The organism is Nocardia sp. SYP-A9097 (assembly GCF_009649815.1).
GTDB lineage: Bacteria > Actinomycetota > Actinomycetes > Mycobacteriales > Mycobacteriaceae > Nocardia.
Map to the genome: position 1 here is coordinate 77708 of NZ_WJIC01000012.1, position 26941 is coordinate 104648.

The following is a 26941-nucleotide window of genomic DNA, read 5'->3' on the forward strand; positions in this document are numbered from 1 at the left end:
GTGGCATGTCCCGATTGGACCGCATCACATCCGACCCCGAGATCTGTCACGGCAAGCCCGCAATACGTGGACTTCGCTACCCGGTGGAGATGCTGCTGGAATTGCTGGCGGCGGGGATGAGCACCGAAGACATCCTCGACGACTATCCCGATCTGGAAACCGAAGATATCCTCGCAGCGCTCGAGTACGCTGCCATCGTGACCGCTCAGCGCACCACGATTCCGTTCAACGCGGCGTGAAGTTCCTCGTAGATGCGCAGTGTTGTCGAACTCGGGCGAGACCGGCTGGTTGCCCATGCGAGCCGGGAATCCGACGGTGAAACAGGTTCGTGATTCCCTTGCCGAGGAACTGCCCTGGCTGATGTGGCTTCCCACGGATGCACGTACACAGTGTGCCGAGGAGTTGCACAGTCAGATGCTCGCCGGCACGGAAGCCATTCCGTCACTTACCGTTTCACAATTATTGAGGGAGTGGCAAGCTACCGCTGAAATCTACTCCGACCCCGAGCTTGCCCAGCGGCTACGCGGGCCGTTCGACACGACCGATGCGGTCGAGGTCGAACGCCCGAGTACCGTCGTCGGCTGACAGGGCGGACCCAGGCTCACCTAGGTGACAGGTGGGTTGTCCTCGATGTCCAGTCGCGATTCTCGCGCTACCGGCCGGATCGTCTTACCGAGTTCGTATGCCAGTCGTGTTGCCTCGCTGGCTTCTTCGGCTCCAGGCTCACATATCCGACGATCGCGGATCTCCGCCCATTCGGAATGCTCAGCCATGGCTCTATCTTCCTCGGCGGGCTGGAGAGTGTCAGGCGTTTACGGCGGCGGCGAGGTCTGCGTTGGTGGGTTCGATGAGGATTGTGCCGTTGGGGAAGACGACTACGGGGATGTTCTTGCGGCCGTCGGCCAGTTCGATGGCTTTGGTGCGGGCGGCGGCGTCGTGTTCTACGTCAACCTCGGTGAATGGGACGTGGTTCTCGCGCAGCCAGGTCTTCGCGCGGCGGCAGTCGCCGCACCAGTCGGCTCCGTACAGCACGATCTCGTCCATGGGTCGAGGGTAGAGGAGTCCGGTGGTGGGGTTTGGGGCGGATAACCACAGGGTGCGATCACCGCATCCACAGAGAACGGTTACTGTCCGCCCCTAGAATTCGGGGCATGTCCAATCTGGAGCGCATCACCTCCGATCCGGCCGTCTGCTCCGGCAAACCGGTCATTCGGGGGATGCGCTATCCCGTAGAGATGGTGCTCGAATTATTGGCGGCCGGGATGCCGGTCGAGGAGATTCTCGGCGACCATCCCGATCTCGAGGCCGACGATGTGTACGCCGCCCTCGGATACGCCGCGCTGGTGGTCGCCGCCCCTTGAACAGGGCGGATATGAGCGGCGTGGCATGAAAAGACGAGCTGGGCCGCAACCGGAGAGTGGTTGCGGCCCAGCTCGTTATGCACCAGCGGATCAGGCGGTGACCGCCGCCTTCTCGCGCTGGAGTTCCAGGGCGATATCGATGAGCTGGTCTTCCTGGCCACCGACGAGCTTGCGCTTACCCGCGCGGACCAGCATCTCCGCGGCGGAGACACCGTAGCGCTCGGCCTGACGCTCGGCGTGCCGCAGGAACGAGGAGTAGACACCCGCGTAACCCATCATCAGGGCCTGACGGTCCAGGAGGCATTCGCTCGGCATGGCCGGGCGGACAACATCTTCGGCGGCGTCGGTGATGGCGAAGAAGTCGACACCGGTCTTGACGCCGAGCTTGTCGCAGACGCCGATGAACGCCTCGACGGGCAGGTTGCCCGCGCCCGCGCCGAAGCGGCGAGCCGAACCGTCGATCTGGGTGGCACCGGCGCGCACGGCGTACACCGAGTTCGCGACGGCCAGGCCCAGGTTCTCATGGCCGTGGAAGCCGACCTGCGCGTCATTGCCGAGCTCGGCGACGAGCGCGGAGACGCGGTCCGAAACCTGTTCCAGCACAAGGGCACCGGCGGAGTCGACGACGTACACGCACTGGCAGCCCGCGTCGGCCATGATGCGGGCCTGCTTGGCCAGGTTCTCCGGGGTGGTGGAGTGCGCCATCATCAGGAAGCCGACGGTCTCCAGGCCCAGGTCACGGGCGTACCCGAAGTGCTGGATGGAGACATCGGCCTCGGTGCAGTGGGTCGCGATGCGGCAGATGGACGCACCGTTGTCCTGCGAGATATTGATGTCTTCCTTGATGCCCACACCGGGCAGCATGAGGAAGGCGATCTTGGCCTGCTTGGCGGTCTCCGCGGCGGCCTTGATCAGTTCCTGCTCGGGGGTTTTGGAGAACCCGTAGTTGAACGAGGAACCCGCCAGGCCGTCACCGTGGGTGACCTCGATGACCGGCACGCCGGAGTTGTCAAGGGCCGCAACGATATCGCGCACCTCGGTGACGGTGAACTGGTGACGCTTGTGATGCGAACCGTCACGCAGCGAGGTGTCGGTGACCCGCACATCGATTTCGCCCGAGTAGGGCTTCAGCACATTGTTCATGGTCGAATCTCCTTACACCCGAGCCGAAATGATTTGATCGGCCATCACATTGCCGACCTGGGTCGCGGCGGCGGTCATGATGTCCAGGTTGCCCGCGTACGGCGGCAGGAAGTCGCCCGCGCCCTCGACCTCGACGAAGATCGAAACCTTCGCCATACCACCGGAAACCAGTGACGGGTCGTCGAACTGCGGCTCGTTCAGCAGCCGGTAGCCGGGCACGTACTGCTGGATCGCCTTCTCCATCTCGTGGACGGAGGCGGTGATGGCATCGCGGTCGGCATCCTCGGGGATGGCGCAGAAGATGGTGTCGCGCATGATCATCGGCGGCTCGGCCGGGTTCAGAATGATGATCGCCTTGCCGCGCTGCGCTCCACCAATGGTCTCAACACCTTTGGAGGTGGTCTTGGTGAATTCGTCGATGTTGGCACGGGTTCCGGGACCGGCCGACACCGAGGAAACCGACGCCACGATCTCGGCGTAAGCCACGGGAACGACACGCGAAACGGCGGCCACCATCGGGATCGTCGCCTGACCACCACAGGTGATCATGTTGACGTTCGGTGCGTCCCGCAGCGAATCCAGGTTCACCGGCGGAATGACGGCCGGGCCGACGGCGGCGGGGGTGAGGTCGACGGCGCGGATACCCGCGGCCTCGTACTTGGGCGCGTACGCGCGGTGCACATACGCGGAGGTGGCCTCGAACAGCAGATCGGGCTTCTCGTCAAGGGCGAGTAGCCAATCCGCGCCTTCGGCGGAGGTCTCGAGACCCAGTCCGCGGGCGCGCTTGAGCCCCTCGGAGTCCGGGTCGATACCGATCATCCAGCGCGGTTCGATCTTGTCCGAACGCAGCAGCTTGTACAGCAGATCGGTGCTGATATTGCCGGAGCCGACGATGGCTGCGGTGACTTTGCCAGTCACAACTTTCTCCTACTCGGTTGTGTCAGCTGAAACGCAGACGAACTGATCCGAGTCCGGCGAACTCGGCGGTGAAGTCGTCGCCCGGGCGGGCGTCGATGGCGCGGGTGCAGGATCCGGGCAGCACGATGTCGCCCTTCTTCAGCCGGACACCGAACGAGGCGACCTTGCGGGCCAGCCACGCGACGCCGATGGTCGGATCACCGAGCACGGCGTCGGAGCGGCCCTCGGCCACGACCTCGCCATTGCGGGTGAGTACCGCGTCGATCTTCTTGATATCCAGCTCATTCGGAGCGACGCGCTCCTTACCGAGCACCCAGCCGGCGGAAGAGGCATTGTCGGCGATGGTGTCACACAGCCCGATCTTCCAGTCCTTGATGCGGGTGTCGATGAGTTCGATGGAGGGTGCGTACGCGACTGTGGCGTTCAGCACATCCTCTTCGGTGCAATCCTCGCCGGGCAGGTCCGCGCCGAGCACGAAACCGACCTCGACCTCGACCCGCGGGTAGAGGAACTGGGAGGTGTCCACCGGGACGTCTTCGAAGACCTCCATCTCGGCGAGCAGATGCCCGTAGTCGGGCTCGTCGACACCCATCATCTGCTGCATGGCGGCCGAGGACAGGCCCACCTTGTGCCCGATGATGCGGGCTCCGGCCGAGGTCCGGCGCCGGATATTCAGCAGCTGGATCTCGTAGGCGTCGACCACGTCGATGTCGGGATAGCGCGCGACCAGCGGGTCGAGCGGAATACGATCCCGCTCAGCCAGGGCGAGCTCTTCTGCCAGTTCACTCCGTAGCGCGTCGGTCAGCACGCTGATTCCTTCCATCAAAGGGGCCGGCCGGTGGCCATGCAGTTACGAGACTAGAAACTGAAACGAGTTTTTGTGAAGTAAATCGCCTCAGCAGTCCCATCTGCCAGACCAACATAGACCAAACCAGGATTGATTCTATAACGTGTTCTACATGACTGATCGGGATTACGACGTGGTGGTGGTCGGCAGCGGTGCCGCCGGTATGACCGCCGCCCTCACCGCCGCACACCGCGGTCTGCGCGTGGTGCTCATCGAGAAGGCCGCCCACTACGGCGGATCGACCGCTCGCTCCGGCGGTGGCGTCTGGATCCCGGGCAACAAGGCACTCAAGGCCTCGGGACGCCCCGACGACCGCGAGGAAGCCCGCACCTACCTGCGCAGCATCATCGGCGATGTGGTGCCCGCCGACAAGATCGATACCTATATCGACCGCGGCGCAGAGGCTTTCGACTTCGTGCTGGACCACTCCGCCCTGAAGATGAAGTGGGTACCGGGCTACTCCGACTACTACCCGGAGGCACCGGGCGGCAAGGCGGACGGCCGCTCCTGCGAACCCAAGCCGCTCAACCTCAAGATCCTCGGCAACGAACGCTTCAACCTGGAACCGGCCTACTCCAAGGCTCCGCTGAATGTCGTTATCCTGCAGGCCGATTACAAGAAGCTGAACCTGCTGCGCCGCCACCCCATCGGCTTCGCCACGGTACTGCGCGTCGGAACCCGTTGGGCCTGGGGCAAAGTCACCGGCAAGGCACTGGTCGGCATGGGCCAGGCGATCATCGGCGGCCTGCGCAAGGGCCTGATGGACGCGAATGTGCCTGTGCTGCTGAACACTCCGCTCACCGGACTGGTCATCGAGAACGGAGCCATCACCGGCGTCGAGGCCGAGCAGAACGGCGAGACCGTACGCTTCAACGCCAAGTACGGCGTCATCCTGGGCGCGGGCGGCTTCGAGCACAACGCCGATATGCGGCACAAGTACCAGCGTGAACCCATCACCACCGAATGGACCACCGGCGCCACCGCCAATACCGGCGACGCGATTCGCGCGGGCTTGGAAGCCGGTGCGGCAGTGGACTTCATGGAGGACGCCTGGTGGGGTCCGACCACCATGAAGGGTCAGGGCAAGCCGTGGTTCGCCCTCGCCGAGCGCAATCTGCCCGGCTGTATCATCGTCAACGCCGAAGGCAAGCGATTCGGTAATGAGTCCGCTCCTTACGTCGAAGCTGTGCACACCATGTACGGCGGCGAATACGGGCAGGGTGAGGGCCCCGGCGAGAACGTGCCCTCATGGCTGGTGTTCGACCAGCGCTACCGGAGTCGCTACATCTTCGCTGGTCTGCAGCCCGGTCAGCGTTTTCCGTCCCGCTGGATGGAAAACGACAACATCGTGGTCGCGCCGACCTTGGCCGAGCTCGCCGAGAAGATGGGCGTGCCCGCCGACACCTTGGGCTCGACCGTCGAACGCTTCAACGGATTCGTCGAGGGCGGTGTCGACGAGGACTTCAACCGCGGTAAGAGCGCATACGACCGCTACTACGGCGACCCGACCATCAAGCCGAACCCGTGCCTGAACAAGCTCGAGGTCGGCCCGTTCTACGGCGTGCGGATGTACCCGGGCGATCTGGGCACCAAGGGTGGTCTGGTCACCGATAACGACGGCCGGGTGCTGCGCGAGGACGGGACCGTCATCGACGGCCTCTACGCCGCGGGCAATACCTCGTCACCGGTGATGGGTCACACCTACGCCGGTCCCGGCGCGACCATCGGCCCCGCGATCGCCTTCGGCTACCTGGCCGCTCTCGATATCGCCGCCAAGGCGAAGAACGGGCAGCCGGTCTCGGCCGAGCAGAACTCCTGAACCGTCCCAACCCGGTTCAGGACGGGTTGGGCGCGAATCCGGGTCACGTCGGATGCGCGCCCAACCCACCCCGCCGGACCGCCGCCACCGGAACCCCCTGCCCGGCGTCGGCGGCCCGGCCAACTTCAGACCCCGCCCCGTCATCCCGGCGCGTTTCTGGCCGGGATCCACCCCGGCGACCGATCAACCAACGTGGATCCCGGCCAAAAGCATGCCGGGATGACGAAGGCCGGTAAGTATCCCGGCGAGCGGGCGCGATGCTTGCTTACCGCCGGAATGCGTCGCAGGATCGGACCCGAGTGGGTCCCTGGGTGACCGCCCACCGATCTCACGAGGAGACAATTCATGCCCATCGATCCGAATATCGCGCTCGGCGCGCAGCTTCCGTCCGTCGACTTCAGTTGGACGCCGTCGGATGTGCAGCTGTACAACCTGGCGCTGGGTGCGGGCGCGCGCTGGACCGAGCCCGCCGAACTGCGTTATGTGGATGACCGGAATCCGCAAGTTCTGCCCTCTTTCGCTACGGTCGCACCGTTCTTCCACGAGACCGAGCCGCCGAAGGTGCAGTTCCCGGGTGTCGATATCGACCTCGCGAAGGTGGTGCACGGCAGCCAGGAAATCGTGGTGCACCGGCCGATTCCGGCCTCGGGCAAGGCGATTTTCGAGCGCCGGATCAGCGAGATCTGGGACAAGGGCTCGGCCGCGGTCATCTGGCAGGAGCACACCGCCACCAGCTCGGACGGTGAATTGCTGTGGACCGCACGCTCTTCCATCTTCGCCAAGGGTGAGGGCGGCTTCGGTGGCGATCGCGGGCCGTCGGCCAAGACCGAACTGCCCGACCACGCACCGGATTTCGATGTGCTGACCCCGACGCTGCCGCAGCAGGCGCTGCTGTACCGCATGTGCGGTGACCGCAATCCGCTGCACTCGGACCCGGAATTCGCCCGTAATGCCGGATTCCCCAACCCGATTCTGCACGGCCTGTGCACCTACGGCCTGGTCCTGAAGACCGCCACCGATGCCGTGCTCGGCTCGGATGCCGCCCGCGTCACCGGATTCCGCGCCCGCTTCGCCGGGGTCCTCTACCCGGGTGAGACCCTGCGCACCCGCATCTGGCAGGCCGACGGCGAACTCCTCATCGCCGCAACGGTTGTCGAACGCGACGACGCGCCCGTGCTGGCCGACGTGGTGCTCACCCACACCGCGTAAAGCACCCGAAACAACTGGGCCGCGACCGATTTCCGGTCGCGGCCCATGCTGTTTTCGGTCACCGTAACGTCTCCGGGCGATCGGAATTTTTCAATCGCCAGATTGCTTTCGGGGTCCGATCGCCCGATCGCGTTCAGCTCACCCGAGCCGACACCCGGCCGCGGTTCTCTCGCGCGAACACCCCCGGCGACTGCCCCTTCCAAGCACGGAACGCCGAGGTGAAGGCCGAGACGCTGGCGTAGCCGAGCCGAATCGCGGCCTGCTCCACCGTCAACCCGGTAATGAGCAGCTCCTCCGCGAGCATGCCGATGGTCTCGGTGGTGAGTTCACGAAAAGTGGTGCCCTCGTCCGCGAGTCGGCGACGCAGCGTGCGCACGCTGAGGTCCAATTCGGCGGCTATGCGCGATTGGTCCGCTATGCCGCCCCGGCTGATGAGCAACTGCCGCACCCGGCCGCTGATGCCCACCCTGCTGCGACGGCGCTGCATGAGGTCGGCGCACTGCTGTTCATAGAAGCGCGCGGTGGCCGAATTCGACTGTGGCAGTTGCAGACTCTGGATATCGGCCGGTCCCGTGACCACCGAGCGGGCGGCATTGAACACCACCTCCTCCACCCCGAGCATGGCCCCGAACATCTCGTAGACCGCATGCGGCGGAAAGGCCACCACCACCCGGGTGATGGGCGGCCGCATGGGCAGGACGTCCTGCTGAATTGTCCAGATCGCCGCCACATCGCGCTCCACCGCGAAGCGGCGCACCTCGCGCGGAACTTCACTGTCGTCCCGAACAATTGAGACATCCGGGCCATCCACCACCAGGTGATGCCGGGCCACGGTGAACGACAGATCCGCGTACCGCAGCGCCAAACGCACCGCGTCGCGCACCGTCGGACAGCTCATCAATGCGAAGCCGAGCACCCCCAAGCTGGGCGGATGGCACAGCAGCCCGGCCATCAACCCCATGCCGGGTTCATCGCCGACGCCGGCCACCACATTGCGCATGAGGGCCAATTCCTGCCCCAGCGTGATCTCGGCGGTGGCGTCGAGCAGATCACCCTCGCGAATCCCGGTGCCGCGCAGGAGCGCAGGCGTCGGTGTCCCCCGGCCCGACGCGAACTCGACCAGCAGTGCCGCACTGGTTATGGAACGCAACTGCGCCTGGCCGTCGGTCACAGGAAAATCTTCGCAAACTCTCGGCGTACTTCGGACCGGAACCGATCGGTAAGTTGCTGTTATAGGCCGAAATTCGGCTGTTTCTGACCTATGAAGTACTGGAACAAGTAACGCCTTCGGCCTTATGGTGAATATCTGGCGAACTACCTCTGATACTCCACGCTACAACCGAAACATGGAGAAGGTGAACCAATGGCCGGCTGGCAGGTGTTCACAGCTACCCTGGCAATGCTCACGATTATGGCCGTCACGGTCGTGAGTCTGCATCAACCGCATCGCGATCCGGACAGACTCTCGGTGGATCGGATACGCGAGCGAATCAGCAACGAGCACACCGCATCCGCCGATCCCGTGCTGTCCACCTCGGCCTGGTCGCACGGCGCGCCGGACCATCAACTCGATGTGCAGGAGGCACACCGCACCATGCAGCAGCACCGTCGCTGCGTGGTCGGTGAATGCGACCGCAAGGGAGCGGCTTTCCGCGCCCTCGTCGACGCCGGGCGCATCAAACCGACACGAATGCCACCGGCTCTGCAATAACGGTCAGCGGGCGGGCCTTTCGTCCACCAGTCCTCGAATGATCAAGGCGTACAGCAGGATCACCGTTATCGGCGCCACGATCGGAATCCAGGACAGGCCCGCGGGCAACAGTGTCGCGGCTCCGGCGGCCACGGTGAAGACCAGGGCGCCCGCCACCGAGGGGATGGTGGTGGGGACCACCCCCACCGGCGCCGACACCGTCGCGGTATTGAGCAGGTAGGTGGTGGCGACCAATCCGATCGCCCCGGCAACCAGCGCACCGGTATCGGTGAACGTCAGCACGGCCAGTGCCGCCAGCACCGCGCCGACCGCGCTCACCCGCCACCGCCAACCCGCCACCGCGAGTACGAGAGTGGGCGCAGCCGCCCAGGGCAACACCAGGGCGACCCCGAGGGTGAGCAGTAGACCGGATAGCACCGCGAGGAATCTGGTCATCGGCGCACCCGCACGGTGCGACGCGGCTGCGGCAGCAACCGCATGATCTGATCCAGTCTGGCGTCCTGCGGCCACGGCACGATATCCACGCCGACCGTGCTCATATCTCGGTACATGGAGGTGCGCTCCAGCTGCCACATACGCGCCAGGGTGGAGTCCAGCCCGTCCCGGAACGGCGGGCCGCGCAGCACGTCCACCACCACCACGACATGCCCGCGCTTGCGCAGATCGATGAGCGCCAAGGCGAATTGGGTATCCAGCAGCGTGGAGAAGGCCACCACCACCGCGCCGATCGGCACGGCCGTGTGCGGTGCCAGCGAGCCCTGGGTGGCGATATGTTCATCGCCCACATCCAGCACGGTGTCGACAATGCGGTAGAACTGGCGGCGGCCGATATCCGGGCGCAGCCAGCGCGGTGAACTACCCAGGCAGACAACGGCGGTGCGGTCACCGGACTGCAGCGCCGACTGCGCCACCTGCGCCGCACCGCGCACCGACAGCTCCAGCGAATCCGAGGCCGGACCCGGGGCCTGCAGCGAGGTATCCACCAGCACAACGACATCCGCCGCCCGGTTGGTGAATCGCTCGGTCACGAACAAGCGCCCGCGCCGGGCGCTGACCGCCCAGTTCACCGTGCGCAGCTGATCACCCGGCGCGTACGCCCGCACATCCGCGAACTCCACACCCGGCCCGTGCCGGCGGGTCAGATGCGCGCCGATCCGCTCCGGAAGTTCGGTGCGCGGCAACCGCATTCGCTGCGGATCGGTGATCGGATACACGTACACCTGCCCTGCGGGCAACTGCACCGAAGCCACCGCCAGCCCCGCCGGACTCAAAGCGGTCACCCGCACCGGCACCGGATACCGCCCCCACCGCGACGCGGACAATGCGATCCGCATCCCCGCGGGCGCGGCCCCGGAGTCGAAAGCCTCCTCCACCCGCATCTCCATGCCGTGCACCGGCTGAGAATGCAAACGCAGCAACGCATGCCCGCTCTCGACGAACGCGGCCGCGGTCAACACCACTTCCTCGGTCTCGAAGCATCGCAGCACCCCGACCCCGTCCACCTGAATCCTGGTGCGCGACAGCTGAAGTGGCGCGGTAGCCAATACCCCGAGCATCGGCGCCGCGAACACCACCAACTGCCAATGCCCGAAAACCACGGCCGCCACCAGCGCCGGCACTGAGACAGCCGCCAGCATGAACACCAACGGCGCAGGCCGCCAACGCAATTCGGTCTCGGTGGCGGTACTGAGGTCGCGGTGCTTCATGTGCGCCTCATGCGGGGGTGGCGCGGGGGACGGGGAGCCTGCGCAGGAGTTCGGCTATGACGTCCTCGCCGCGGATGCGGCGGACCCACATTTCCGGGCGCAGGGTGATGCGGTGCGCCATGGCCGGGATGGCCAGGGCCTTGACATCCTCGGGGACCACATAGTCACGACCGTTGAGAAGGGCGCGGGCGCGGGCCATTTGGACCAGGTCGAGTTCGGCTCGGGGGCTCGCGCCCACCTCGACCTGGGGGTGGCCGCGGGTGGCGGAGGCGAGCGAGACGACATAGCCGACGACATCCGGATGCACCGTCACGAATTCGACGGATTGCCGCATCTCCAGCAGGCCCTCGGCATCGACGACCTGGCCGATCTGGGCGGGCTGCGAGCCGCGTTCCAGGCGGCGGCGGATCATCTGCATCTCATCGCTCTCGGAGAGATAGCCGAGCCGCAATTGCATGGCGAAACGGTCCAACTGGGCCTCGGGCAGCGGATAGGTGCCCTCGTACTCGATCGGATTGTCCGTGGCCATGACGATGAAAGGCTGTGGTAGCGGGAAGGTTTCACCGTCGATCGAGACCTGGCCCTCGCCCATGGCCTCCAGCAGCGCCGCCTGCGTCTTGGGCGGGGTGCGGTTGATCTCGTCGGCCAGCAGCATATTGGTGAAGACCGGTCCGCGCCGGAAACTGAAACGGCCCGAATGCATGTCGTAGATGGTGGAGCCGATCAGATCGGCGGGCAGCAGGTCCGGGGTGAACTGCACCCGGGTGAAGTTCAGGCCCAGCGCCGTCGCGAACGAGCGCGCGATCAGGGTCTTGCCGAGCCCGGGCAGATCCTCGATGAGGATATGCCCGCCCGCCAGCACCGCGATCATGATGAGCTGCAGTTCATCCCGCTTGCCCACCACCACCCGGCCCATTTCCCGCAGCACCGCGTCGGTGCGCTTGACGGTCAAGTCCATCGGTGAGGTCATATCAGTACTCGCATATCGAAAACCCGTTCACATGTTCTGGAGGCGACGCAGGATCTCGTCCAGCGCCGGTCGGCCCGGCGCCGGATTCGACTGATCGCGCGGCGCCGCGTTAGCGGGGTCCACCCACCGCCACAGTTCGGGTCCGAACTGCAGTAGCCCGGCCGCCTCGGTGGCACGCCGGTTCTTGTTCATGCGGTGGCCGCTGGTGAGCTCGAATTCCTTGGCCAGCAATGGCCGCAGATGCCGGTCCCAGTCCGCGCGGGTGCCCTCGGAGCGGTCGGCGAGCATCTGCGCGCGGGCCTGCCAGCGATTCAGCATTTCGGCCGGGCCATTGTCGATTTCATGGTCCTCGGGGCCGGTGGGCCCGTATCGGCGGGCGCGGTCCAGCAGTGACCAGACCAGCAGCCCCAGCACTCCGGCGACCGGGATGCCCGCAATGGGCAGCAGGGTATTGCGCTCATTGTTCAAGGCGATCAGTTCGAAGAGTCCGGCCAGGATCAGCCCGACCACCACGATCGCTGCCCGGTTCATGACGTCGCCGCCTCTCCCTGCAAATCCGCCAGGACTATTCGCAGTAGCTGTTCGGCCCGCATGCGCTGCCACTCCAGCATGGAGTGCGGGCTGAAGCGGGCTTCCTCGAAAAGTGCCACCAACTCTCGCGCCGAGGCATCGCGCAGGAAGCCGCGGTCGAAGGCGCGCGCCAGCACCTCCGAAGGGGTGTCCGAGGCCAGTGGCGCGACCTCCCGCGCCTGTGCCAGACCGCTTTCCATGGCGACATAGCAGGCGATGATGGCGGTGCGCGGATCCTGACCGGGCGCGGTCATGGCGGCCAGACCCATCTCCGCGACCTTGGCCAGCGAGACCGCCTCGGTCGGGGCACCGGCCACCGTCCCGGCGATTCTCGGCTCTGGGCGGCGGGTGGAGCCGACCGCGACCACCACCAGACCGGTCATGGCGACCAGGACCAGCACGATCGCGCCGATGCCCACCAGCAGCAGGACGGTTCCGCTGAGCGGAGGTTCGGGCAGGCTGTCCGGTGGCGGCGCAAGGGTCTGCACCGGTGTGGCCCCGCTGGTACCGGGCGGTTGGGTCGAAACCGTCTGTTCCGCCTGATCATCGCGGCCGGGGCCGACCAGGTAGATGGAGAGCACCGCGGTGAGCACCAGTGCGATGGCCGCGAATCCGATCAGGATCAGCAGGCCCAGTCGCGGTAGTCCGGAGCGGTCCCGTGCCCGCTCCGGTTCCGGCATGGACAGCGGCAGACGGTGCTGACTGTTGATCACCCCGGCCGCCAGAATCACCACCGAGACCAGCAGCAGCACCGGCATGAGCGCCAGTGTCACCGCCGAGGGTGTACCCGGGGTGGATGGTCCCCCGGTGCCGGGGATGTAGCCGCGCAGAGCGACGACAGCCAGCATCAGCAGGGCGATCAATCCGATCGCCCGCGATGCCAGCGTCCCCACTCCAGTCACGCGTACCCCTAACCAGAGTCCTGCAAATCAGGCACATAGTTACATGCCGGTAGGTCCGGTTGGGGCGAATTCGCAAACACCGATTACATGTGGTTCCCGCATATATCGGCACTCGAGGTGTGGCTACCACACCGCATGTGCCCCGGTAGTAAGACGGGCAATCCGACCCCGGCCCGAAATGGAGCTACGCCGAGCGACGGACCCGCGCACGCAGCCTGGTCAGCGCCGAATCCGCCAGTGCGGCAGGCGCTTCCGGAGCCCGCCGGGCGTTCCGGAGCAAACCCGGACGCAATGCCTCCGGCGGTGCGGGCGCCCGGGATGCGGGACGCTCCACCGGATTGCGGGATTCCACCAGCCGCCCGAGCGCCCGGAAGTCCCAGCCGGCAGCCAGCCACGGTTCCGGGTCGAGCGCATTTCGGGCATCGATGAGCGTGCGCCCGCGCGCCACCGTGCGCAGGAACGCCGGATCAAGGTCCCTGAACTCACTCCACTCGGTCAGGTGCAGCACCACATCCGCCTCATGCAGCGCCGCCGCGGCGGTGGCGGCGTAGACCAGCTGCGGGGCGATCGCCCGCGCCGGCGCCGTCGCCGCCGGATCGAAGGCGGTCACCTGCACGCCGGCGGCCTGCAGCCGAATCGCCACATCCAGTGCGGGCGAATCACGCACATCGTCCGAGAGCGGTTTGAAGGCGATACCGAGAATCCCTACCCGATGAGAACCGGTGGCGTGCAATAGATCCAGTGTCTCGCGCACCACCCGCTCGCGGCGGCGCAGATTGATGGTGTCGATATCGCGCAGGAAATCCACCGTCTCGGCGGCCCCGAGTTCACCCGCGCGGGCGATCAGCGCGCGCACATCCTTGGGCAGACAGCCGCCGCCGTAACCCAGGCCCGCGCCGAGGAATTTGCGGCCGATGCGATCGTCATGACCGAGCGCGTCCGCCAGCAGCGTCACATCCGCGCCGGTGAGCTCGCACAGTTCGGCCATGGCATTGATGAACGAAATCTTGGTCGCCAGAAAGGCATTCGCGGAGACCTTGATCAACTCTGCGGTGGGCAGATTGGTGATCACCACCGGCGCGCCCGCCGCGATCGGGGTCGCGTAGACCTGCCGCAGCGCCCACTCCGCATCCGGTGTGGTCACGCCGAAGACCAGGCGATTCGGGCTCAGCGTGTCGCGCACCGCGTGCCCCTCGCGCAGGAACTCCGGATTCCAGGCCAGATCCACCGAGATACCGGCCGGGGCCAGCTCGGCAATGCGCGCGGTGAGCGCCTCGGCGGTACCGACCGGCACCGTCGACTTGCCGACGATCAGGCAATTGCGGGTCAGATGCGGCACCAGACCCTCGAGCGCGGAGTGCAGCTGGGACAGATCCGCCGCGCCATTCGGCCCGGGAGGTGTTCCCACACAAAGGAAATGGACATCGGCGAAGCGGGCGGCGGCCACCAGCGAGGTGCCGAACCGCAGTCGCCCGGACCGCACATGACCGGCCAGCAACTCCGGCAGCCCGGGTTCGTGGAAGGGAACCCGGCCCGCCGAGAGCGCGGCCGCCTTGGCCGGATTGTTGTCCACGCCGAGCACGTCGAAGCCGAGTTCGGCCATGCCCGCGGCATGCGTGGCGCCGAGGTAGCCGGTGCCGATGACGGAGATGCGCAGCATCAGGAGGCCTCCTTGGAGAGCGGGCTGCGGAGGTCGCCATCGCCTGGCAGTCGGCGGCGTTCCGCGATCACTTCGCGGTAGTGGCGAATCAGCAGATCGTTCACGGCCGCCCAGGAGCGGTCGCGCACGCTGCGCTGAGCGGTCTGCGCGGTCTGCGCGCGCAGCTCGGTGTCCTCGACGAGGCGGCGGACCAGGGCCACCATGGCCTCGGCATCGCCCGGGGGATAAAGGAATCCGGCTCCGGGAATGACCACATCGATGGGTCCGCCGGAGCGCGGCGCGACCACCGGCACACCGGAGGCCATGGCCTCCTGCGCTGCCTGGCAATAGGTTTCGTGCCGGCCGGTGTGCACGAAGACATCCAGGGAGGCGTACGCCGCACCCAATTCGGCACCGTGCATAACGCCCAAGAACTCCGCGCCGGGCAATAGCTTGCGCAGCCGCTTCTCCTCGGGGCCGCCGCCGACGATCACCAGTCGCACATCGGGCAACGGGAGCAAGTGCGCGAGTAGCTCGAGCTCCTTCTCCGGAGCCAGGCGGCCGATATACCCGATGAGGGTTTCACCGTTGGGGGCCAAGCGATTTCGCAGCTCGTCCGAGCGCCGGAAGGGGCCGAACTGCTCCAGGTCGACGCCGCGTGGCCAGCGTGCCAAGCCGGGTACGCCCATCAGCTCCAACTGCCGCAGGCTCGCGGTGGAGGGGGCTAGGGTGCGATCCACCTGCAGGTGGATGCGGCGGGTGAGGGCGGCCATGGTGCGCACGCCGCCGGGCAGGTCGTAGCGTTCGGCGAAACCGACCAGATCGGTTTGGTAAATGGCAACGGTCGGCACCCCGAGCTCGGCCGCGACCCGCGCCGCCTGATAACCCAGCGTTGCCGGGGAGGCGATATGCACGACGTCGGGTTCGAACTCGCGCATCACCTTGCGCAGGCGACGGCGCGTCTCCAGGCCGATCCGGAAGTCGCGATAGAACGGCAGCCGGGCCCCGCGCACCACACGCACCCGGAATCCGGCGTACTTGGCGGGACCCGTCGGAGCCATCAGCACCGCTTCGTGCCCTTTGGCGGCAAGGTGATCCAGCACCCGCCGCACCGAATTGGTGACGCCGTTGACCTGGGGAAGGAAGGATTCGGCGACCACCAGCACACGCAGTCGGCCGCCGGGGATGCTCGGGTGGCGGGTCGTGGAACCCCTGGCCTGCTCGCGGATTCGCATCGGTCCCCTCCGGTTCGGTGCTGCCTCCTGAATGCACGGTAGGAAGCCGCCCGCAACGCCAGCCCCCCTCCGCGTAGACGGCACGTGAACCGTTTCCGTCGATCAAGTCGACGTGTTCACCCGAGCGTCGCCACCCCGTCGCGCACCGGTCCCGCGCACCGGAAACGGGCCGGTCGCTACCGCGCCGGCACCGGTGTGGCCAACTCGCTCAACCGGCTCAGCGTGCGGTACAGATCCGGCACCCGGGCGACCTGAGCACCCAGTTCCGCCAATGGAACCCGCGCATACAGCGAGAGTTCCAGGTCAGCGTCGTAGAGCACATCGACCAGATTCACGAAGCGCATCACCCAGTCGGGTGGGATGGAATCCATCGGCGGAACCTCACACAGGGTCCATTTCCTGAACTGCCGCGCGAGTTCCAGGAAATCGGCCGCCGACACCGGGATACCGCAGAGCTCCGCGAAATCGACTGTCAGTTCCCCGTTTTCGGCCGAGCGCGCGTGCAGTAGCCGGTGCGCGACCGGCACCTCCACCAGTCCGGTGGTCGCGCACGCACCGACGGTGTAGTGGCCGGCCGCGAATCCGGTGTGCCGTCCGCCGAGTCGCCGGTAGTCCTGCGGTCCGTTCACCGAAAGGACATCGAGGTGCTCGACGATCCGGTCGATGGTCGGCACGAACATGGGATGCCACAGCGGATTCGGCATCAACTCCCGCGGCGGGTAGTTCGAGGTCACCACCAGCGTGATGTGCCGGGCGAACAGCAGATCGAGCAGCCGCGCCACCAGCCGGGCATCGCCCGCGTCGTGCACATGGAATTCGTCGAAGCAGATCAGCTCGGCATCCCCGAGCAGCGCCGCCGCCGAGGCGTCGATATTGCCGTACTCGTGAATGCCGGCATTGAGCCGGGCGAAGAAGCTGTGGAAGTGGAAGCGCCGCTTGTGCTCCGCAGGCACCGATTCGAAGAACCGATTCATCAGCATGGTCTTGCCGCGCCCCGGCCCGCCGTACAGGTACAGCCCGCGCGGCCGCCGCCACCGCCTACCGACCCGCGCGGCAATGGCATCGAGCCGATCCGCGGCCACCTGCTGATCGTGATCCAGAACGATATCGCTGGTCTGCACGGCAATCTCCTGCGCTCGAATCAAGTTCCTCTATATTTATAGAGTCTGCTCGATTCGCGCGGGGACGAAGGTGACCGCTTACACAGGCGATCTCAGAGTCGGTGCGAGATATGCAGATCCGGCCACGGCGGCCGCTTGAACACCGCGGCGGTGGCGAATGCGGCCGCCACGAATCCGGTCAGCACCCCGATGAGCGCGATCCGCCCGGCATCCACGGTGGACTCCCACCTCACCTCGCCCCCGTGCAGCACGAACACCCCCAGCGGCCTCGGCCGCGACCACGGGAACGCCCCGCTCCCCGTCACCGCAATCACGGTGGTTCCGTCCGCCGTCTCGTACGGTTCCCCGAACACCACCGAATCACCTTCGCCGGGAAGCCTTTTCATTCGATCCTGCAGCACGGCCGCACCCCTTCCGCAATCGGTTTCCCCCAAAACTACGCTCGGACCGCAAGCTGCAGCACCAGAGTCGCGATGGCCGGAACCATGTACAGCACCGGGAACACGGTCGTCTTGTACGAGCGCGCCCGAATCGTGGTGATCACCGCCCCCGCGAAGTAGAGGATCACCCCGATCGCGGCGGCGATCCCGATAACGGGAATGAAGAACCCGACAACCAGTCCGAGCGCCCCGGCCCCCTTCGCCAGTGCCAGCGAGTTCCACCACGACCGCGGCACCCCGTACTGGATCAGCGGATCAACCACGAATTCCTGCTTCGTGAACAGCGAATACGCCGAGAACCCGATCCACAGCGCCGCCGCGACCCCCACGATGTGATATGCGATATTCATCGAAATCCCTTGCCTTCCAACACCGTTCATTCACGCTTCGCATTTCGAGGCGCGTCTGCAATGAGGACGACATAGCCTGCCCAGGTGTGACATCCCGAGCGGACGTTCCGATCACCCGCATCCCCAACCCCGCCGTAACCTGGCCTTATGACCGACCCGGAGCGCCCCGAAGACGGCTGGGGCTACGACTTCAACCTCTACCGCCTCTTCCACCGAAAGTGACACCCATGAGCCAAGATGCGGAACACCTTGCCGCACTGCGGATTCAGCAACATTCCGAGCCGCTGCGACTTCGTCGCTTCGACAGCGGTGACCCCACCCTTGCCGAGCACGTCGACCAATACCTCGCGAACGATTTCGGCAGAGGTCATCAGCGGCACTCCTAGACCTGTCCACACCCTGGTCGGCGTCGAATCACCTCCAGCAGTATTGCCGCTTATATAGCTGGAGACATATCGTGGGACATATGAAAACGATGATCGACCTGAACGACGAGGCCCTGGCACTGGCTGCCAAGGAACTGGGGACCACGACGAAGAAGGACACGGTCAACGCCGCGTTGGAGTTCGTGGCTCAGCGTCGGCGCCGGATCGAGCAGGTGCTCAATGATCCGTACGGATTCGGCGTCGGTCCGGATATCGATGATCCGGAGGTTATGGGCAAGGCGCGCCGTTGATCGAGGCCACCCCACTTCGACTGCATCTCATAGACACCTCTGCAGCCGCCCGGCTGCGGCACGAGCCGGTTCGGAATGTGCTCGCCGGGCTCATCGCCGACCGCGCCGCCGCGACCTGCGTCACCGTCGATCTGGAAGCTGGATACTCCGGCCGCAATCTCGCCGACGTCCAGAACATCGCACAGCGCCGCCGCGCCCTCTATCTGAATCTCCCGATCAATGAGACCATTGCCGACCGCGCCCGCGAGGTGCAACAGCTGATGGCCCGTCAGGGATTGCATCGTGCCGCGGGCATTGTCGATCTGTTGACTGCCGCGGTCGCGGAGTACCACGGAGCGGTCCTGGTCCACTACGACGCCGATTTCGAGCACATCGCCACCGTGACCCGGCAACCGCACGTCTGGGTCGTGCCACCCGGAAGTGTCGACTGACCTGAAACACGAAATGCCTGAGCGAGACGGGATCTCGCTCAGGCATTCGGGGTGGCTGGTCAGTTGGAGCTGAGGACCAGGCCGGAGGTCGGGACGCCGGTGCCGGCGGTGACGACGATATTGCGAAGGTCCGCGACCTGATTCACCGAGGTGCCGCGGATTTGGCGGACGCCTTCGGCTATGCCGTTCATGCCGTGGATGTAGGCCTCGCCGAGTTGGCCGCCGTGGGTGTTCAGCGGGAGGCGGCCGCCTACTTCGAGGGCACCGTCCTTGATGAAGTCCTTTGCCTCGCCCCGGCCGCAGAAGCCGAGTTCCTCGAGCTGCATGAGGACGAAGGGGGTGAAGTGGTCGTAGAGGATGGCTGCTTGCATATCCTCTGGGCGGAGACCACTTTGGGCCCACAGCTGATCGCCTACCAGGCCCATTTCCGGGAGGCCGGTCATGGCGTCACGGTAGTAGCTGGTCATGACGTACTGGTCCGCGCCGGAACCCTGTGCGGCACCGAGGATTACAGCCGGCTTGTTCGGAAGGTCCTTGGCGCGTTCGGCACTCGTGACAACGATGGCCACACCGCCGTCGGTCTCCTGGCAGCAGTCCAGCAGGTGCAGGGGTTCTGCGATCCAGCGGGACGCCTGGTGCTCTTCCAGAGTGATCGGCTTGCCGTAGAAGTGCGCGTTCGGGTTTACGGCGGCGTGCTTGCGGTCGGTGACCGCGATGGTGCCGAAATCCGCGCTGGTGGCGCCGTATACGTGCATGTAGCGGCGCGCGACCATGGCCACCTGGGCGGCGGGGGTGCCGAGGCCGTGGGTGTAGGAGAACGCGTTGTCCACGCCCGAGGACGTGGCATTGCCCGCCAGCTGGGTGGAGAACTGGCCGAAGCGGTGACCGGAGCGCTCGTTGAAAGCCCGGTATGCCACAACGACATCCGCGACACCGGTGGCCACGGCCATGGCGGCCTGCTGCACGGTGGCAGCGGCCGCGCCGCCGCCGAACGGGATATTGCTGAAGAACTTCAGGCTCGGGATACCGGCGGCCCGGGCCACGGCGGCCTGGGTATTGGTGTCCATGGTGAAGGTCGTCAGGCCGTCCACATCGGCGGGGGTGAGTCCGGCGTCGGCGAGGGCGGCGGTGACCGCCTCGGCGGCCAGGCGCAGTTCACTGCGGCCGGAATCCTTGGAGAAGTCGGTGGCGCCGATGCCTACTATGGCAGCGCGCCCGCTCAGACCCGTCACGCGCGTGCCTCCTGAAGCGAGATAACGGCTTTCGCCGTGATGTGGTCGCCGAGGCTGTCCTTGCCGACCACGTCGATGGTGATATCGGTGCCCTCGACGGCCGAGACCGCGCCGGACAGGGTGAGGGTGTCACCCGCGTACAGCGGCACACCCAGGCGCAGCGAAATGGACTTCACCCGGGCGGCCGGACCGGCCCAGTCGGTGACGAAACGCTGCACCAGACCGGTATCGGTGAGGATGTTCACGAAGATGGTCTTGGACCCGCGCTGCACCGCCTTCTCCGGATCGTGGTGCACATCCTGGAAGTCGCGGGTCGCCAGCGCCGAGGAGACCACGAAGGTGGGGTCGGCGTGAATCACCAACTCCGGCAGGACGGTTCCGACCTGCACGGCATCGAGTTGCACGGTGGAGGTCATCGAACAGCCTTCCAATAGGGCACGGTGTTGTCGTCGTCGATGGCCTCGAACCCGACCTCGACGGCCTGCCCGATCGCCACCTCGGCGGGATCGATGCCGCGCAGCTCACCGAGCATGCGCACGCCCTCTTCGAGCTCGACCAGCGCGACCACGAACGGCAGCGCCCGGCCGGGCACCTTCGGGGCATGGTGCACAACGAAACTGAAGACGGTGCCGCGACCGGAGGCCACGACGTAGTCGGTCTCCTTGGCCTTGTCCTGCCAGATGGCGGGCACCGGCGGATGCTGCAGCGTGCCGTCCGGCCGCCGCTGAATCCGCAGTTCGCCGAGTTTTGTTCCGGCCCAGAAGAATTCGGTGTCGTGCGAGACGACCGGCTTCACGCGCTTGGCGAGATCCGCCGCCGGATCGGCCTTGGGAGCCGCACCCGTGCCCGGCTTGAACTTCAGCAGCCGGAACAGCATTTCGGTGACGAGCTCATCGCCGACATACCAATTGGTGCGGTAGGTGAGGAACCAGCCGTCGCCCAGACCCGTACGCTTCGGCCCCACAATGGAATCCAGCGAGGACCGCACCGCGACCTGCTCGCCGACTTCGAGGTACCGGTGGTAGGTCTGATCACAGTTGGTGGCGACCACCGAGGTGTATCCGGCGGCATCGAGCAGCTCATTGGTGACCGTCATCGGGTCGTCCTCGGGCCGAGACCCGGTGAGCCCCAACATGGTCCACACCTGCGCCATGGCGGGCGGAGCGACGATGCCGGCATGCCCGGCCGCGATAGCGGCGGCCTCGTCGACATAGATCGGGTTGGTGTCCCCGATCCCCTCCACCCAGTTGTTGATCATGGGCTGGTTGACCGGATCGCGGCCCAGGCGCGGGGAGGACTCCCCGGCCTGCTTGATCTTCTCTGCGGCCGCCAGGATCTCCTCGGCCGTGAAGCTTTGCGTCACTGTCGAATTCCTCTATCTCGGTACGCGCGGCAGGCGCAGGCCCATTTGGGCGATGAGTTCGCGCATGATCTCGTTGACGCCGCCGCCGAAGGTCACCACCAGGTTCTGCTTGGTGCGCCGGTCCAGCCAGACCAGCAGTTCGGCGGTGGCCGCATCGGCGGGATCGCCGTAGCGCCCGACAATCTCCTCGGCCAGGCGTCCGGCCTCCTGCAGCGCCTCGGTGGAGTACACCTTGGTCGCGGAGGCATCGGCGATCACATCGGCCGGATCGGCATCGGGGCGTTCCATATTGGAGGCCACCTGCCAGTTCAGCAGTTCATTGAGCCGCACCATGGCGTGCAGGCGGCCCAGTGCGCGCCGCACCCCGCTCTCGCCGAGCACGCCCTGCTTCTGCGCCCATTCGTGCACCCGGGTGTAGAGCTGTTCGATCTTGCCGGACGGTCCCAGGCTGACCCGCTCGTGATTGAGCTGGGTGGTGATGAGCTTCCAGCCCTTGTCGACCTCGCCGACGATCATGTTCGCGGGGACGCGCACATTGTCGAAGTAGGTGGCATTGGTGTGATGCGCACCGTCGGCGGTGATGATCGGCGTCCAGGAGTAGCCCGGATCCTTGGTGTCCACGATCAGGATCGTGATACCGCGATGCCGTGAGTCCACCGTGCCGGTGCGCACGGCCAGCCAGACGTAGTCGGCCTCGTGTGCTCCGGTGGTGAAGATCTTCTGCCCGTTGACGATCCAGTCACCGTTCGCGTCCTGCACCGCGCTGGTGCGCAGTGCGGCCAGGTCGGTGCCGGCATCCGGTTCGGAATAGCCGATGGCGAAATGGATGTCGCCGGTGAGGATTCCGGGCAGGAACTTCTGCTTCTGCTCCGGCGTGCCGTAGGACTGCAACGCCGGTCCGACGGTCAGCAGCGTGACGAGCGGGACGGGCACATCGGCCCGGACCGCCTCGTTGTAGAAGATCTGCTGTTCCAGCGGGCCGAAACCCTGGCCGCCGTACTCCTTCGGCCAGCCCACACCCAGTTTGCCGTCCGCACCCATGCGCTTGACTACCGCGCGATAGGCGTCGCCGTGCCGGTTGCCCAGCATCTCGTTCTCCTCTTCGGGAGTGACGAGACCGGAGAAGTACGAACGCAATTCGTCACGTAGGCGACGCTGCTCGGCGGTCAGTTCGATGAACATCTGGCTCCCAAACGGTCCAGCCGGAACGATTCGCCGCCCAGCCAGCGTGCGATGTCCTTGGCCTGTGAGTAGTAGCGGTGCAGTGGATGCGTCATATCGACGCCGAGACCACCGTGCAGGTGATGACACTTCTGCATGGCGGCGGGCAGCTCCGAGGCCACCGTGTACGCCAAAACGTCCAGATCATCTTCGGTGCGCTCACGGTGTTCGGCGTTGTCCGAATCTTGTGCGAGCGCCCAATTGGCGGAGGCGGCGGCTGCGTGCAGCGTCCGCGAGACCACGTAGACATCGGCGATCTGCTGTGCGACGGCCTGGAATTCGGCCAGCGGACGACCGAACTGCTGCCGGGTGCGCACATGCTCGGCGGTCAGCGCGATCACACCCTTGAGCAGACCGTCGGCGACCGCGCCGATACCGGCCAGTGCGAACCGATGCAATTCGGCGATACCGTCCGGCAGCAACTGCCCGGCCGGAATCCGCACATCCTCGAAGCGCAGCGAAAACTCCGGCACGCCATCGGATGTCGGGCTGGCGGTCTTGGTGATGCCCGGTGCGTCACCGTCGATCACCGCGATACCGGCATCGGTCGGCACCAGAATCCAGCGCGCGGTATCGGCGTACGGCACCGCCACCTTGTTGCCGGTGATGCGCACGGCGTCGCCATCGGCAACCGCGACGGTCTCCGGCTTCACGGTGAACGGCGAGCCCGCCTCGTGCAGCGCGGCGGTGAGCACCGCGCCATCGGCGACGGCGGGAAACACCTGCTCCGCCACCGCATCCGGTACGCCGATCGCCAGCAGCGGCAGCACGCCGAAGGCGAGCGTGCTCAGCGCCGGAATCTGTACCGCGTCGGTGGCGAGTTCGGTCAGCATGGCGGAAACCTCCAGCAGACCCATCTCGTCACCGCCGAAGCGTTCGGGCAGGGGCACGGCCAGTAGCCCGCTGCCGGAGAAGATCGGCCAGAGCGCGATATCGCGTGCGCTTTCACGCTCCAGCAAACTTACAACTACCTCGGCGACAGCATCTTGGCTCTCGTCCCGCGTGAAGTCCAATTCATTACTCCCGGTTGAGGTGTGGGCTAACCGTGCGATTCGCGCGGTAGCCCGAGAATTCGTTCACCGGCGACGGTCAACAGAATCTGCTCGGTGCCGCCAGCAATGGACAAACAGCGCGTGAGCAGGAATTCCTTCACCACATCGGTTTCCAAGGCACCCGCCGGGCCCGCCACTTCGACGGCGAATTCGGCGACTGCCTGCCGGTGTCTGACACCGACCAGTTTGCGCACGCTGCTCTGCGGACCCGGATCTCCACCGGATAGCAGTTTCTGCGCCGCACGAGCATCCAGCAAAGTTCCAGCGATCGATTCGGCGACGAGTCCGCCGAGTTTGTCCGCCACCAGTTCCGCACCCGGACCGGATTTCGGCGCGGCGGCGATCAGGGCCTCGAGTTCGTCCCCGATTCCCTTGCCGCCCATGGCGACCCGCTCGGCCGACAGCGTCGACCGCGCGATCTTCCAGCCGTTCTCCAGCTGCCCGACCAGGCAATCATCCGGCACGAAGACATCATCGAGGAAGACCTCGTTGAATCGCGCCTCACCGGTGATCTCGACCAACGGGCGAATATCGATACCCGCGCTCTTCATATCGACCAGGAAGTAGCTGATGCCCTTGTGCTTGGGCGCGGCCGGATCGGTGCGCGCCAGGCAGATACCCCAGGTCGCCTTGTCCGCCAGCGAAGTCCAGACCTTCTGACCGCGCAGCTTCCAGCCACCCTCGACCCGCTCGGCCACCGTGCGCAGCGCGGCCAGATCGGACCCGGCCTCCGGCTCGGAGAAGAGCTGGCACCAGATGACCTCACCGGTCAGCGTGGGCAGCGCGTAGCGCTCGATCTGCTCGGGCGAACCCCATTGCAACAGCGTCGGAATCGCCCAGTTGGCAATCGCGAGCTCCGGCAACGTGATTCCGGCCTTGCGAATCTGATCATCGATCCAGGTGCGCTGGATCGGACCCGCGCCCCGGCCGTACGGCGCGGGCCAGTGCGAGGCCAGCAACCCGGACGCGGCCAGCGCGTCCCGCTGTTCGGCCTCGGACAGCGCGGCGATCTTGGTGAGCTCGGCGGCCAGCACCGCGGCTTCGGCGGCATCCAAACCGACGGCGTCCCAATTGGGTTCGCCCTCGGCGCCACCGGAGGCGGCCCCCAAATCCAGGCCCACCGTGCGGCGCACACCCTGCACGGTCAATTCGGTGACTCGTGCCCGCCAACGCGCGGAACCGCCCAGCAACTGCCGCATGGCGGTCGCCCGGCGCAAATACAGATGCGCGTCGTGTTCCCAGGTGAAACCAATTCCACCCAGAACCTGAATGCAATCCTTGGCGGTCTCGACCGCGGCGTCCAGGGCAATGGACAACGCGACGGCCGCGGAGAGCGGAAGTTCCGCGGACTCGGCATCAACGGCGGCGGCCGCATCGGCGGCAACCGCGCGAATCTGTTCGGCGCGGCACAGCATCCACGCGCAAATATGTTTCACCGCTTGGAATTCGCCGATCTTGCGCCCGAATTGTTCACGCACCTTGGCGTATTCGGTCGCGGTCTCCAAACACCAGCCGGCAATACCGGCGGCCTCGGCGGCAATCAGCGTGGCGGCGATATCGAGCACCGACAGGGCCGGTTCGAACAGGCGGTCAGCCGCGACAGCAACTTCCGCGCATACGACCCGGGCGAGCGGAACGGTGGGATCCATGCCGGGCAGCGGCTCCACCCGCAGACCGGCGGAATCGGCGTCGACCAGCGCCCACAGGTGGCGGTCGCCATCGCGCACCGGCAGCAACAGCGCGGTGCCGGGGGCAGCCCCGAGTACCGCGTCCCACTCACCGGACAGGCGGATACCGGATGCGTCGGGCGATATTGCGATTTCGCCCTCGAGCGCAATACCGCACGGCGTATTCTCGTCGAGCATCTCCCCGGCAACGAGGCCGGCGAGGGCCGTCGAGAGCACTGGACCGCCCACAAGATCATGCGCCGCCTGCTCCACCAGGACAGCGAGATCTCCGACGGAACAACCCGCTCCACCGGCCTCTTCCGGTACCGCGACCCGGAAAATTCCGAGATCGGCGAGGCGCGACCAGTATTCGCGCCAGAAATCCGACCCACCGGAACGCATTGTTGCAATTGGGCGGACCGCTGCCGCCCATCCACGCATGGACTCCTGGACGGCTTTATGCTCGTCAGTGGTGGCTATGGTCACACTCCATACCGCCTTTCCGGGGTGACTTCCACTCCTAGAACATGTTCTAATGTTCGAGCCGGGCGTAAGTCAAGCGCCGCCGTATCGCGGTACGAACTCGTAGCCGGCCGACGCCGGTGAGATGAATCGAACGATTCGTGCAGGAAAGGACTTTCAACCGATGGCCAGTCCCTCCCGATCGCAGTCCGCCGATGGCGCCGGGCCTGCGAGTACCGGGCGCACCGCGCCCGTGACCACACTCAGCGAGGAGGACCTGAGCTCGGCAGCGCAACGTGACCGGCGCAAGCGCATTCTCGATGCGACCCTCGCACTGGCCTCCAAGGGCGGCTACGACGCGGTGCAGATGCGCGCGGTCGCCGAACGCGCCGATGTCGCCGTCGGCACCCTGTACCGGTACTTCCCGTCCAAGGTGCACCTGCTCGTCTCGGCCCTGGCCCGCGAATTCGAACAGCTCGAAGGCCGCCGCAAGCCGCTCCCCGGTGGCGACCCCCGCGAGCGCATGCACCTGATGCTCACCCAGATCACCCGCGCCATGCAGCGCGATCCGCTGCTCACCGAGGCCATGACGCGAGCGTTCATGTTCGCCGACGCCTCCGCCGCGGCCGAGGTCGATCGGGTCGGCAAGGTGATGGACCGCTTCTTCGCCCGCGCGCTCTCCGACGAGGTACCCGATGAGCGCCAGCTCGCCATCGCCCGCGTCATAAGCGATGTGTGGCTGTCGAATCTCGTTGCGTGGCTGACCCGCCGGGCCTCGGCCACCGATGTGACCGAGCGTCTCGAGCTCACCGTCGATCTGCTCATCGGGAACAAGTAAGCGCAAACGCAAGCCGGGCTTTCGCACGAATGACAGCGGGGCCGACCATCCACCAGGA

The 26941-nt window shown here is 66.1% G+C and carries 32 protein-coding genes; 10 read left to right on the forward strand and 22 right to left on the reverse strand.

The window, feature by feature from the left end; all coding sequences use genetic code 11:
- Nucleotides 1–5: 5 nt before the first annotated feature.
- Entirely contained in the window at nt 6–239 is a 234-nt protein-coding gene (locus GFY24_RS23470) for a DUF433 domain-containing protein (protein WP_153807242.1), read from the forward strand.
- Nucleotides 240–315: 76 nt separating this feature from the next.
- Nucleotides 316–585, forward strand: a complete 270-nt coding sequence (locus GFY24_RS23475) for a hypothetical protein (RefSeq protein WP_153807243.1) — start codon at nt 316–318, stop codon at nt 583–585.
- Between the two features lie 20 nt (nt 586–605).
- On the opposite strand, the gene GFY24_RS23480 is transcribed toward GFY24_RS23475, so the two are convergent.
- Together GFY24_RS23480 and GFY24_RS23485 are read right to left on the reverse strand one after the other, a co-directional pair.
- Nucleotides 606–773: a hypothetical protein gene (locus tag GFY24_RS23480; protein ID WP_153807244.1), complete on the reverse strand. Its 168-nt coding sequence runs from the start codon at nt 771–773 to the stop codon at nt 606–608.
- A gap of 31 nt (nt 774–804) precedes the next feature.
- Entirely contained in the window at nt 805–1044 is a 240-nt protein-coding gene (locus GFY24_RS23485) for a glutaredoxin family protein (RefSeq protein WP_153807245.1), read from the reverse strand.
- Between the two features lie 107 nt (nt 1045–1151).
- On the opposite strand from GFY24_RS23485, the gene GFY24_RS23490 reads away from it, so the two are divergent.
- On the forward strand, nt 1152–1361 hold the full coding sequence (locus tag GFY24_RS23490) for a DUF433 domain-containing protein (protein ID WP_153807246.1): 210 nt from the start codon (nt 1152–1154) through the stop codon (nt 1359–1361).
- 90 nt (nt 1362–1451) lie between these two features.
- On the opposite strand, the gene dmpG is transcribed toward GFY24_RS23490, so the two are convergent.
- The 3 genes from dmpG to GFY24_RS23505 are packed head-to-tail and all read right to left on the reverse strand — an operon-like array spanning nt 1452 to nt 4230.
- On the reverse strand, nt 1452–2504 hold the full coding sequence (dmpG, locus tag GFY24_RS23495; protein ID WP_153807247.1) for a 4-hydroxy-2-oxovalerate aldolase: 1053 nt from the start codon (nt 2502–2504) through the stop codon (nt 1452–1454).
- A gap of 12 nt (nt 2505–2516) precedes the next feature.
- Nucleotides 2517–3422 carry an acetaldehyde dehydrogenase (acetylating) gene (locus tag GFY24_RS23500; RefSeq protein ID WP_309231234.1) on the reverse strand — a complete coding sequence of 302 codons (906 nt, stop codon included), beginning with the start codon at nt 3420–3422 and terminating at the stop codon, nt 2517–2519.
- A 22-nt stretch (nt 3423–3444) separates the two neighbouring features.
- Nucleotides 3445–4230, reverse strand: coding sequence for a 2-keto-4-pentenoate hydratase (locus tag GFY24_RS23505; protein WP_309231235.1), 786 nt, complete (start codon nt 4228–4230; stop codon nt 3445–3447).
- Between the two features lie 151 nt (nt 4231–4381).
- On the opposite strand from GFY24_RS23505, the gene kstD reads away from it, so the two are divergent.
- Together kstD and GFY24_RS23515 are read left to right on the forward strand one after the other, a co-directional pair.
- Entirely contained in the window at nt 4382–6088 is a 1707-nt protein-coding gene (kstD, locus tag GFY24_RS23510) for a 3-oxosteroid 1-dehydrogenase (protein WP_153807249.1), read from the forward strand.
- 345 nt (nt 6089–6433) lie between these two features.
- A complete protein-coding gene (locus GFY24_RS23515; protein ID WP_153807250.1) occupies nt 6434–7297 on the forward strand; it encodes a MaoC/PaaZ C-terminal domain-containing protein in 864 nt (287 codons plus the stop codon).
- A gap of 133 nt (nt 7298–7430) precedes the next feature.
- Here the strand turns inward: GFY24_RS23515 and GFY24_RS23520 are convergent, their stop codons facing one another.
- The gene (locus tag GFY24_RS23520; RefSeq protein WP_153807251.1) at nt 7431–8468 is read right to left on the reverse strand and encodes an AraC family transcriptional regulator; all 1038 of its coding nucleotides are present in this window, start codon (nt 8466–8468) and stop codon (nt 7431–7433) included.
- Nucleotides 8469–8660: 192 nt separating this feature from the next.
- Between GFY24_RS23520 and GFY24_RS23525 the strand changes: the two genes are divergently transcribed.
- Nucleotides 8661–9008 (forward strand): hypothetical protein, encoded by a 348-nt coding sequence (locus GFY24_RS23525; RefSeq protein WP_153807252.1) that lies wholly within the window; start codon nt 8661–8663, stop codon nt 9006–9008.
- A 3-nt stretch (nt 9009–9011) separates the two neighbouring features.
- Here GFY24_RS23525 and GFY24_RS23530 read toward each other — a convergent pair whose 3' ends face one another.
- From GFY24_RS23530 to GFY24_RS23575, 10 genes are all read right to left on the reverse strand, one after another.
- Complete coding sequence (locus GFY24_RS23530; protein ID WP_153807253.1) at nt 9012–9443, reverse strand: hypothetical protein; 432 nt, start codon at nt 9441–9443, stop codon at nt 9012–9014.
- Entirely contained in the window at nt 9440–10714 is a 1275-nt protein-coding gene (locus GFY24_RS23535; protein WP_153807254.1) for a DUF58 domain-containing protein, read from the reverse strand. Before GFY24_RS23535 ends, GFY24_RS23530 begins: the two co-directional genes overlap by 4 nt.
- Nucleotides 10715–10721: 7 nt before the next feature.
- Entirely contained in the window at nt 10722–11672 is a 951-nt protein-coding gene (locus GFY24_RS23540) for an AAA family ATPase (RefSeq protein ID WP_375336086.1), read from the reverse strand.
- Between the two features lie 39 nt (nt 11673–11711).
- A complete protein-coding gene (locus GFY24_RS23545; protein WP_153807256.1) occupies nt 11712–12215 on the reverse strand; it encodes a hypothetical protein in 504 nt (167 codons plus the stop codon).
- Nucleotides 12212–13156: a DUF4129 domain-containing protein gene (locus tag GFY24_RS23550; protein WP_309231236.1), complete on the reverse strand. Its 945-nt coding sequence runs from the start codon at nt 13154–13156 to the stop codon at nt 12212–12214. Before GFY24_RS23550 ends, GFY24_RS23545 begins: the two co-directional genes overlap by 4 nt.
- 184 nt (nt 13157–13340) lie before the next feature.
- Nucleotides 13341–14813, reverse strand: a complete 1473-nt coding sequence (locus tag GFY24_RS23555; protein WP_228566597.1) for a UDP-glucose/GDP-mannose dehydrogenase family protein — start codon at nt 14811–14813, stop codon at nt 13341–13343.
- A 2-nt stretch (nt 14814–14815) separates the two neighbouring features.
- Nucleotides 14816–16030 carry a glycosyltransferase family 1 protein gene (locus GFY24_RS23560; protein ID WP_153807257.1) on the reverse strand — a complete coding sequence of 405 codons (1215 nt, stop codon included), beginning with the start codon at nt 16028–16030 and terminating at the stop codon, nt 14816–14818.
- Between the two features lie 176 nt (nt 16031–16206).
- Nucleotides 16207–17151, reverse strand: a complete 945-nt coding sequence (gene zapE / locus GFY24_RS23565; protein WP_309231237.1) for a cell division protein ZapE — start codon at nt 17149–17151, stop codon at nt 16207–16209.
- A gap of 92 nt (nt 17152–17243) precedes the next feature.
- Nucleotides 17244–17552 carry a hypothetical protein gene (locus GFY24_RS23570; protein WP_309231238.1) on the reverse strand — a complete coding sequence of 103 codons (309 nt, stop codon included), beginning with the start codon at nt 17550–17552 and terminating at the stop codon, nt 17244–17246.
- 35 nt (nt 17553–17587) lie between these two features.
- Entirely contained in the window at nt 17588–17941 is a 354-nt protein-coding gene (locus tag GFY24_RS23575) for a DoxX family protein (RefSeq protein ID WP_153807259.1), read from the reverse strand.
- A gap of 227 nt (nt 17942–18168) precedes the next feature.
- On the opposite strand from GFY24_RS23575, the gene GFY24_RS23580 reads away from it, so the two are divergent.
- The 3 genes from GFY24_RS23580 to GFY24_RS23590 all read left to right on the forward strand — a co-directional run bounded on the left by GFY24_RS23580 (nt 18169) and on the right by GFY24_RS23590 (nt 19048).
- Nucleotides 18169–18327 (forward strand): hypothetical protein, encoded by a 159-nt coding sequence (locus tag GFY24_RS23580; RefSeq protein WP_153807260.1) that lies wholly within the window; start codon nt 18169–18171, stop codon nt 18325–18327.
- 89 nt (nt 18328–18416) lie between these two features.
- Nucleotides 18417–18617, forward strand: coding sequence for a type II toxin-antitoxin system VapB family antitoxin (locus tag GFY24_RS43395; RefSeq protein WP_375336092.1), 201 nt, complete (start codon nt 18417–18419; stop codon nt 18615–18617).
- Nucleotides 18614–19048: a PIN domain-containing protein gene (locus tag GFY24_RS23590; RefSeq protein WP_153807262.1), complete on the forward strand. Its 435-nt coding sequence runs from the start codon at nt 18614–18616 to the stop codon at nt 19046–19048. The genes GFY24_RS43395 and GFY24_RS23590 overlap by 4 nt, the downstream gene beginning before the upstream one ends.
- A 59-nt stretch (nt 19049–19107) precedes the next feature.
- Here the strand turns inward: GFY24_RS23590 and GFY24_RS23595 are convergent, their stop codons facing one another.
- The 6 genes from GFY24_RS23595 to GFY24_RS23620 are packed head-to-tail and all read right to left on the reverse strand — an operon-like array spanning nt 19108 to nt 26069.
- Nucleotides 19108–20280, reverse strand: coding sequence for a lipid-transfer protein (locus GFY24_RS23595; RefSeq protein WP_309231239.1), 1173 nt, complete (start codon nt 20278–20280; stop codon nt 19108–19110).
- Complete coding sequence (locus GFY24_RS23600) at nt 20277–20696, reverse strand: MaoC family dehydratase (RefSeq protein WP_153807263.1); 420 nt, start codon at nt 20694–20696, stop codon at nt 20277–20279. The genes GFY24_RS23595 and GFY24_RS23600 overlap by 4 nt, the downstream gene beginning before the upstream one ends.
- Complete coding sequence (locus tag GFY24_RS23605; protein ID WP_309231240.1) at nt 20693–21643, reverse strand: OB-fold domain-containing protein; 951 nt, start codon at nt 21641–21643, stop codon at nt 20693–20695. Before GFY24_RS23605 ends, GFY24_RS23600 begins: the two co-directional genes overlap by 4 nt.
- A 12-nt stretch (nt 21644–21655) precedes the next feature.
- Nucleotides 21656–22825 carry an acyl-CoA dehydrogenase family protein gene (locus GFY24_RS23610; RefSeq protein ID WP_153807264.1) on the reverse strand — a complete coding sequence of 390 codons (1170 nt, stop codon included), beginning with the start codon at nt 22823–22825 and terminating at the stop codon, nt 21656–21658.
- A complete protein-coding gene (locus tag GFY24_RS23615; protein ID WP_153807265.1) occupies nt 22810–23877 on the reverse strand; it encodes an acyl-CoA dehydrogenase family protein in 1068 nt (355 codons plus the stop codon). Before GFY24_RS23615 ends, GFY24_RS23610 begins: the two co-directional genes overlap by 16 nt.
- A gap of 26 nt (nt 23878–23903) precedes the next feature.
- Nucleotides 23904–26069 (reverse strand): acyl-CoA dehydrogenase family protein, encoded by a 2166-nt coding sequence (locus GFY24_RS23620; RefSeq protein ID WP_309231241.1) that lies wholly within the window; start codon nt 26067–26069, stop codon nt 23904–23906.
- A 160-nt stretch (nt 26070–26229) separates the two neighbouring features.
- On the opposite strand from GFY24_RS23620, the gene kstR reads away from it, so the two are divergent.
- Nucleotides 26230–26883, forward strand: a complete 654-nt coding sequence (kstR, locus tag GFY24_RS23625; protein WP_153807266.1) for a cholesterol catabolism transcriptional regulator KstR — start codon at nt 26230–26232, stop codon at nt 26881–26883.
- Nucleotides 26884–26941: the final 58 nt, after the last annotated feature.